Source organism: Bacillus sp. ISL-47 (assembly GCF_018613175.1).
Taxonomy (GTDB): domain Bacteria; phylum Bacillota; class Bacilli; order Bacillales; family Cytobacillaceae; genus Cytobacillus.
This window is the reverse complement of the sequence record NZ_JAGGQS010000052.1, coordinates 47,621-56,446: the sequence shown is the minus strand read 5'-3', so window position 1 is coordinate 56,446 and position 8,826 is coordinate 47,621. Positions and strand designations below refer to the sequence as shown.

Sequence of the window (8,826 nt, the reverse complement as noted above, 5' to 3'; positions counted from 1 at the left end):
TGCTCCTGCGGGGTCTCCCTTGATCCGCACTCCCGCAGGACTTTGAATAAGCTTCCTTGAGTAAACACCGCACGAAGAAAATGCGAATGCATTTTCGAGGAGCTCGTGCCTTCCGCTCCAATCAACAGGGTGCTAAAAAACAACATTAAGCTATAACAGAGCCTTTTCATTAAATAAGACGGAAGAAGGCCGGATATCATCCGGCACTCCATCACTAAGTATTACTTTGTATTCTTTTCAACAAAGCTATGCATACGCTCAACTGCTTTTTCAAGCAAATCAAGAGACGTTGCATAGGATAAACGGATATTTTCCGGAGATCCAAAGCCCGAGCCCGGAATAACAGCAACCATTGCTTCTTCCAGTAAAGCTTTTGCAAAGTCATCAACGTTATCAAAGCCTGTCAGTTTAGCCGCCTTTTGTACATTTGGAAATAAATAAAATGCTCCTTGAGGTTTAACACAATTAAATCCTGGAATCTTAATTAATTTATCATAAATGATATTTAAACGATGTTCAAAAGCTTCTCGCATCTCTGCAAGCATATCCTGTGGTCCGGCATATGCCGCAATGGATCCGTATTGTGCTGTTGTTGTAGGGTTGGATGTACTATGGCTGGCAAGATTGGTCATCGCTTTAATAATTTCTCTATTTCCTGCAGCATAGCCAATTCTCCAGCCCGTCATGGAATGCGACTTCGATACCCCATTAATAATAATGGTTTGCTCTTTCAATTCAGCTGAAAGCTCAGCAATGGAAGTATGCTTATGGCTGCCATAAACCAATTTCTCATATATTTCATCTGAAATAATTAAAACATTATGTTTTAGGCAAACATCTCCCAATACCTTTAATTCCTCTGCAGAATATAGCATTCCTGTTGGGTTGCTCGGCGAATTAATAATCACAGCTTTTGTTCGGTCTGTGATGCTTTCAGCCAGCTGTTCCGGTGTAATTTTATATTCATTCTCCTCTTTTCCCACTGCATAAACCGGTACTCCTCCAGCAAGTTTAACTTGCTCAGGGTAACTAACCCAGTATGGAATTGGGATAATTACTTCATCCCCTTCGTTAAGCAATACCTGAAAAAGAGTATATAAACCATGCTTTGCCCCGCTTGTAACGATAATCTCTGAAGCATCATAATCAAGTCCCTGGTCCCTTTTAAACTTGGCTGCAATTTCTTTTTTTAAAGCCGGAAGCCCTGCAGAAGGGGTATATTTTGTATGTCCTTCGTTCATGGATTGGACTGCAGCTTCAATGATATGCTGAGGTGTATTAAAATCAGGCTCCCCAGCTCCCAATCCGATAACATCATGTCCCTGGGATTTTAATTCCTTTGCTTTTGCAGTAATTGCCAAGGTTGTTGATGGTGTTAATGCTTTAACTCGTTGTGCCAGTTGAATCTCCATTGTGCTTCCTCCCATTTTTCCTGACGCCGCTCATGGCTTTTTTTAGCTTCGGCTTACAGGTTTTCGATTTTTTTCAGCCATTCTCCAGTTTTAAAATCTATATAATAATAATTTATTAAATCACCTTTGGAACGATAATGAATTTCCCATAATGGTATATTTTTCTCCATACCGAGGCGCACTGACATAATTTCAGCGGGTTTTTTTTCCTGCTTAAGCCTGTTAATGGCTTCCTGGCGGGATATTCCGTCAGATTGTTTTCGTGTAACTATTTTTCCTTTTTTCTCGGGAACCCACACAAAAATGTTAGTCCCTTCAGGATCTTTGCCTTCGACTACATAGTAGGTTTCAGTGCCATGATATAAATGGAAATCTTCAACCTCAGTAAGATCTGTTTCCTTTTTTGCAAGCTCCACAGCTTTTGATTCAGCCGCTCTTACGGGCTTCATGCTGCTGAAGTAAATCCAACTGCCTGCGCCAATGCCAATAACAAACAAAATAAGTATGGCTATTAAAGCTTTTTTCATTTTATAATCACTCTTTTTATGTACGATAAATGGTAAAAATCGCTTTATTTTGGTCTTCCTGATCAAGCGCCAAGCCGAACATCAGGTCTTTTTCCTTCAAGGTTCTATTTAATGCATCAACAATTTTATACAGATCCGGGCTTTGCTGGATCTTAACTGTAGATAATACCTCAATTTTGCTTTCCATTCTGGAATTCCTCCTCAGCCTCAACAATATTTGTAACTTATATACCTTATCCTTTAGGTTAAAATATACTTACAAAGAAATACACTCTATATCAGTATAACAGCAGAATATGTTTCCTTGTATCAAACAAACATAAATTTTCTTCTAGTCCACCACGTAATGCTGCGCCATAGGCGCAGCTTTTTTCAATACGGATTTTACCTTTTACAAAGAATCTCCAGGAAGAGCATTTCCTGGAGTCATATAAAACACGATCTGCACTATTTAAATTCCTCTTCCTGGAAAATTGTAATGACTTCATAGTTAATGTCGGTAAATTTGATCGTGACAGTTCCATGCTTCCTTGTATAATATACATCAACCCAAGCATCGTTTAATAGTGCGAACAAATCGGAATCCGGTTTTATTGATGATTTATGAAACAGGATGGCAATCTGCGGATCCATATGTTTAACCATATCTTCCGAAATAGATCCTTCCTTGCCAAACACCGGAAGTTTTACGATATTGACATTAGATAAGTCTTTCTTCATAAATACATCCTTGGCTTGGTCACTTGTTGAATTCATGAAAAGAATCCGATGTCTGGAGAAAATAAAGGAAACATCCATTCCATCGCCTGCTTCAATCCCTTCATAAAGAACTTCAGTTTGAAGCCCCGGAAGAAGCTGCTGTTTAGTATCTTGGCGCCAGACATGAATATTAATATCGCTTAACTCAGCATTTCCATCTTTTAATTGAGCAGCAACGGTTTCACCCGTTATAACCTGCTTAACATCATATTCTTTTATTAACCAGACAAGGCTCGATTCATTGTACAAATCCTCATCTGTCAGAATGATTGTCGAAATCTGATTTGTCCTATAAAGCTGCAAAAGCCTTTTTAATTCGTGCTCTGTCCCGGCCCCGCCAGTATTGATCAGGATATTTTGATCATTTCCATGGTGAATCAATGATGCTTCACCATCGGATAAAGAAAAAAAAGTAATAGCCAATTCATCGCTTTTAAGTTTAAGATCAATGCTTTCCACTTTAACTGGAACAGCAGGCGAGTCTTTCGGTATGTAGTACCAATTTGTAAACATCAGTAAAAAGGCGAACAACACTTTCATCTACTCATTCCTCCTACCCAATGAACAAAAGCGGAAGCGGGCATATACACCATAAGCATGAACCCTTCTGCAAAGTCAGTTCCACCATACTTATACTAAATACCCAACAAATATAGAATGTGTTATTCATGCGAATTTATCCTGCTCGGAAAAGTCTTTCCAAATGTTCATAAAAAGGATTTTAAATTTTCGATGTGTCGGGATTCCAGGACTACATCAACCCCCGCAGGCTATCTTCAATGAAGATTTTCCGATGCTTTCCCACAAGAGTTCAAGCCGCATCAGAATATATTTTATAGCCAAGTATAAATTAATTCTACAATTTCATCAATATTGCTTTTTTGAACTGGAATAGGCGGGATGGAATCCAAAAATGCCTTTCCGTATTTTGTGGTGACAATTCTGCGATCAAAAACAACGATAAATCCTCTATCAGAGCTTGTTCTAATCAGCCTTCCAACACCTTGTTTAAAGCGGATAACGGCTTCAGGCAATGAATAGGCGGAAAATGGGTTTCCTCCCTCACTTTTGATTTGTTCATTTTTGGCCTGTGCCATTGGTTCATCCGGCGGTGAAAAAGGCAGTCTGACAATAACAAGGCAGGAAAGATCCTCACCCGGGATATCCACTCCTTCCCAAAAGCTGCTTGTTCCCAAAAGGATGGCTTTATCAAATCTCTGGAAATTCCTAGTAAGTCTTGAACGGCTGCCGCTCGTAATACCCTGGGCAATAACAGCATAATCCTCCAGAAATCCTGATTCCTTTACAAGCTCATATGTTCTCCTAAGCATCTCATGAGAAGTAAACAGAATCAGCATCCGGCCTTTTGTTGCTTCAGCAATCGATATAATATGCTCCGATATGGAGGCAACATATTCCTCCAGCGGAACAGCATTTACTTCCGGCAAATCACCAGGGATAAGCAGCTTCACCTGTTCCTGATAATTAAATGGTGATGGAATTTGTTCCAATGTGCACTCTTTCTCTTCAAGTCCAAGTTCATTAAGGATAAAATGAAAGGAATTTTTTACAGACAAAGTAGCCGATGTAATGACAGCACTTTCCTTCTCACTGAAAAATTGTTCCTTAAGGTACTCTGAAACCGATACGGGCTGAGAATAAACTGTAGTGGCATTTTGGGCTGAGCGTGTATCTATTTCAATCCAAACAACAAATTCGGATTCATTCATCTGAAAAATATGCTTTATGTTTTCATTCAAATCTTCTAAGTCACCAAATATGGAGGCTACCTCCTCCATGAATGCTTTCTCCTCCAGTGTTAAGGAAGCCTTTATCTGAGCGACAATCATAACCCGTTTATCAATCGCTTCCATTAAGTCTCTCAGGAGAAATCCAAATCGCTCTGCGCAGGCTAGAACGGCCTTTGACTCCTTGTCACTGCCTTCGTTAATAAATCGGACAGTTAATCGGTTCATGCTTTTCTTTGCTTTTGAAAACTTTTTCGCATAAATCCCAATAACTTTAAACAGTTCATCCATTTCGTGAAGGAGATCAACTATAAGCTGATTCATTTCAAAGGAATGAACCAAATCCTCCGGGCTCCCTGCTTTCTCTTCAACCAATTTTTCAAGTTTATAAAAGAGCTGCTTTTGTTCAAACAATCCTATTTGGCTAAGCATCAACCGTACCGTTAAATAATCAAGCTTATGGCCAAAATGTTTACCGGATGCTTTCACAAAATGATGGCCCTCATCTATAACCACGTGGCTGAATTTAGGCAAAATCGCACTTTGGGCTACCAGATCGGTTAGAAGCAAGGAATGGTTGGTAATAATAATATCCGCATTTTGTGCTTCTTTTCTCGCTCTCAGATAGAAGTCCCTGGATAGCCACGATTTATCCTGTAAAAAAGCTGTCTCATCATTCTTGATTTTGCTCCAGTAAATCATGCCGCCACTCGAGAGGTTCAATTCGTCAATATCACCTGTATCTGTCTCCATCAGCCATACAAGAATCTGCATTTTACTCAGAATCGAATCATAATTATCTTCTTCATCATCCGTTAAGGTCTGAACAAATTTGGCCAGGCTGATATAATGGCTTCTTCCCTTCAGCAAAACAGCTTTAACAGGGAATGGAAGCATTTTTTGCAGCAGCGGGATGTCCTTAGTTAACAGTTGTTCCTGCAGCTGTGTTGTATATGTACTAATAATGACTGTTTTGCTGTTTTCCTTTCCGTAAATTGCTGATGGAACCAGGTAAGCCAACGATTTTCCAACGCCTGTACCAGCTTCAATTAATGCATGCTTTTTATCACGGAATGCTCCATAGACGGAGTCCATCATCTTAAACTGGCCTTCTCTTATTTCATAGGTAGGGAAAGCTTTCATGAAAATCTCATGCTTTTCTTCAATACCAAAGGGATACCTTGTACCTTCAAAATGATCAGGGTTTCGGAGGACTATCGCTTTTTTCATGGCGATTCCTCTATGTATTTCAAGAAAATCAGGCAAATACTCAATCTTGCTTTCCTTAATTAAAATGAGTTCGTCAAGCAAAATATCAAGGTCGCTTTTCAATCCGCCCGAAAGCTTATGGAGCTGTTCAATTGTTTTAAGCGGAAGGTTTTCAAGCTTTTTTAATAGGATCAATAGGAGCTCTGCAGTTACATAGGCATCGCTGTCTGCCTGATGCGGCCGTTCATGGTTCAGCCCTTCACGGTGTGCAAGATCGGATAACTTGAAGCTATCCGCGGTTGGAAAAAGAATCCTTGACATTTCTACTGTATCAAGAACAGGCCCGTAAAACCCGTTATATCCAGCCTCCAACAATTCTTCCTGCAAGAACGACAAATCAAAAAGTACATTGTGGGCAACAAAAAATGCGCCCTCCAGTAAAGTCAGAACTTTTGGGGCGATTTCAGAGAAAAGGGGTGCTTTCTCCACCATATCATCCGACAGTCCTGTCAATTCTTCAATAAAAGGGGGAATCGGCTGCTCAGGGTTTACATATGATGAATATTCCTCCGTAATTTTTCCGTTTTCGATCACCACAGCAGCAAATTGTATCATTTTATCACCCTTTTTCGGGGTGTTTCCGGTAGTTTCCAAGTCAACTACAACATATTTATTACCCATGACATACACCTCTACATTCAGTCATTCAAACGGTATCACAAAAACGGAAAAAGAAAAAGGCAAATAGCCTTCTGTTCATTACTTTTCTTCCACCCGAACCTCACCCTTATTCATTCATGACCTTAGCAAGTTAAATAAAAAGCACTGAACCGGCATTTCCGGGTCAGCACTTTTTTAAAAGATTTTTATAGAACTGTACTTTCCGGCTCGGCATGAATCAAATCGGCAATTCGATTATTACTGTCCATAATAGCCACTTTAGGTTCATGATAAGGCACTTGTTCATCAGGAACAAGGGCATAAGAGATGATAATCACAATATCCCCTTCCTGAACAAGACGGGCTGCTGCACCATTTACACAGATAACGCCGCTCCCTTTTTCACCAGGGATGATATAAGTTTCAAAGCGTGCTCCGTTATTATTATTGACGATTTGGACCTTTTCGTTAGGTGCCATTCCTACCGCCTCGATAATATCTGTATCAATGGTGATGCTTCCTACATAATTTAAATTCGCTTCCGTTACGGTTGCACGATGGATTTTTCCATTCATCATGGTGCGAAACATTCTGGTTCCCCCTTAACTCTCTTTATTTATCGTAATAATAGCGTTATCGATCAACCGAACTTTGGTGAATTTAACAGCGATGGCAATAATGATCTTTCCTTCTAGACGGTCAAGTACCTTAAGGTCCGGGTAGGAAAGAATTTCGACGTAATCAATATTGCCTGTTATATTTTTCTCAATATGTTCCCTGATTTGGGCAATTATCTTCCGAGGATCTTTTTCTCCCTCTATAATCTTGGATTCAGCGATTTTAAGGCTTTGATTAAGTGCAGTAGCCTCCAGTCGTTCTGGAGGAAGTAGATTGATGTTCCTGGAGCTCTTTGCCAATCCATCCTCTTCTCTAACTGTTTCTACAGGCACTATTTCAACGGGAATGTTAAAATCACTTACGAGCCCATCGACAACCGCAACCTGCTGGGCGTCCTTCATCCCAAAATATACTTTATCGGGCTGTACGATATTAAAAAGTTTTGTAAGAACTGTTGCGACGCCATCAAAATGTCCTGGGCGGGATTTGCCGCATAATACATCAGTCCGATCCTGCACTCTTGCAGTTACTGACATAGAACCGGGATACATTTCTTCAGGAGAAGGATAAAAAATAAAGTCATTCCCTTCCTGCTCCGCCAATTTGCTGTCTCGGCTAAAGTCTCTTGGATATGTGGCCAGATCTTCTTTAGGCCCGAATTGAAGCGGGTTCACAAAAATGCTTAGCACGGTCACGTCATTTTCTTTTCTGGCTGTTTTTAATAAAGACAGGTGACCTTCATGCAAATACCCCATTGTGGGGACGAATCCAATAGATTTCCCTTCACGTTTAAGCTGCAATGCTAACATTTGCATGTCTCTAACTGTTGTAATCGTTCTCATACTTTTCCTCCATACAAGCCAAGCAGTTCTTCTTCTTTCATCGTGAAAGAATGGCTATCATCAGGGAAAGATCCGTTCTTTACCTCAGCAGAATAAGCGGATAGACTGTTTTGAATAAAATGATTTAAGTTCTGATATTGTTTTACAAATTTAGGAACTCGATCTACACCGTATCCCAATACATCATGATAAACAAGAACCTGGCCATCAGTATCCGGGCCAGCGCCTATCCCAATTGTTGGTATTGTCAATTCTTGAGAAATCTGCTTTGCCAGCTGTTTTGGAACACACTCCAAAACAACAGCGAACGCACCGGCTCTTTCACATTCCTTAGCATCCTCCATTAACTTTCTGGCAGCTTCAGCATTTTTCCCCTGAACCTTATATCCGCCTAAAACCCCAACGGATTGCGGAGTTAAGCCCAGATGTGCAACTACAGGAATGCCCGCCTTTATTAATGACCTAATTTGTTCAATAACTTCATCTCCGCCTTCAAGCTTGACAGCATGTGCACCTGTTTCCTGAATGAGCCTTGCTCCATTTGAAAGTGTATCTTTAATGGACAAATGATAGCTCATGAATGGCATATCTATAACAATAAAGGTATCTTTTGCTCCCCTTTTGACAGCCTTGCCGTGATGGATCATGTCTTCCATTGTGACAGGAACCGTGGATTCATAGCCTAAAACGACCATTCCAAGCGAATCCCCCACAAGAATCATATCTACCTCAGCACTTTCTGCGTGTTTGGCAGCAGGATAGTCATAAGCTGTGAGCATTACAATTTTTTCTTCAAAATGTTTCATCCTTAAAAAATCAGTTGTTTGCTTCATCTTTCATCCTCCTTATTCAGGAAGAGGAGATAAAACTTTCCCAATGAGTCCGCAGCAAGATGCCGCTCCAACCACAAAAAAATCCTTCTGTGCGCAGAAGGATCCGTAATAGCTCATTATAGTCGTTCATCCCTCTGTCCCGGTCCATTTTGGATCTAGGCAGATATCTATTCGTTTAAGTTAGTACCTAAAAGGTGCAGTTCTTTAAAGGATACTGC

8 protein-coding genes are annotated in these 8,826 nt (G+C 40.3%); all 8 read right to left on the bottom strand.

What is annotated here, in order from left to right; all coding sequences use genetic code 11:
- Positions 1-221 precede the first annotated feature (221 nt).
- The 8 genes from J7I93_RS17915 to panB all read right to left on the bottom strand — a co-directional run bounded on the left by J7I93_RS17915 (position 222) and on the right by panB (position 8,608).
- On the bottom strand, positions 222-1,406 hold the full coding sequence (locus J7I93_RS17915; RefSeq protein WP_214727344.1) for a pyridoxal phosphate-dependent aminotransferase: 1,185 nt from the start codon (positions 1,404-1,406) through the stop codon (positions 222-224).
- 59 nt (positions 1,407-1,465) lie between these two features.
- A complete protein-coding gene (locus J7I93_RS17910; RefSeq protein ID WP_214727273.1) occupies positions 1,466-1,939 on the bottom strand; it encodes a cell wall elongation regulator TseB-like domain-containing protein in 474 nt (157 codons plus the stop codon).
- A gap of 16 nt (positions 1,940-1,955) precedes the next feature.
- On the bottom strand, positions 1,956-2,126 hold the full coding sequence (locus J7I93_RS17905) for a YpmA family protein (RefSeq protein ID WP_009332715.1): 171 nt from the start codon (positions 2,124-2,126) through the stop codon (positions 1,956-1,958).
- A gap of 260 nt (positions 2,127-2,386) precedes the next feature.
- Complete coding sequence (locus J7I93_RS17900; RefSeq protein ID WP_214727271.1) at positions 2,387-3,238, bottom strand: ComEC/Rec2 family competence protein; 852 nt, start codon at positions 3,236-3,238, stop codon at positions 2,387-2,389.
- A gap of 293 nt (positions 3,239-3,531) precedes the next feature.
- Positions 3,532-6,336, bottom strand: a complete 2,805-nt coding sequence (dinG, locus tag J7I93_RS17895; protein ID WP_214727270.1) for an ATP-dependent DNA helicase DinG — start codon at positions 6,334-6,336, stop codon at positions 3,532-3,534.
- Between the two features lie 185 nt (positions 6,337-6,521).
- A complete protein-coding gene (panD, locus tag J7I93_RS17890; RefSeq protein WP_214727269.1) occupies positions 6,522-6,905 on the bottom strand; it encodes an aspartate 1-decarboxylase in 384 nt (127 codons plus the stop codon).
- A gap of 12 nt (positions 6,906-6,917) precedes the next feature.
- The gene (gene panC, locus J7I93_RS17885) at positions 6,918-7,775 is read right to left on the bottom strand and encodes a pantoate--beta-alanine ligase (RefSeq protein ID WP_214727268.1); all 858 of its coding nucleotides are present in this window, start codon (positions 7,773-7,775) and stop codon (positions 6,918-6,920) included.
- A complete protein-coding gene (gene panB / locus J7I93_RS17880; RefSeq protein ID WP_214727267.1) occupies positions 7,772-8,608 on the bottom strand; it encodes a 3-methyl-2-oxobutanoate hydroxymethyltransferase in 837 nt (278 codons plus the stop codon). Before panB ends, panC begins: the two co-directional genes overlap by 4 nt.
- Between the last annotated feature and the right edge of the window lie 218 nt (positions 8,609-8,826).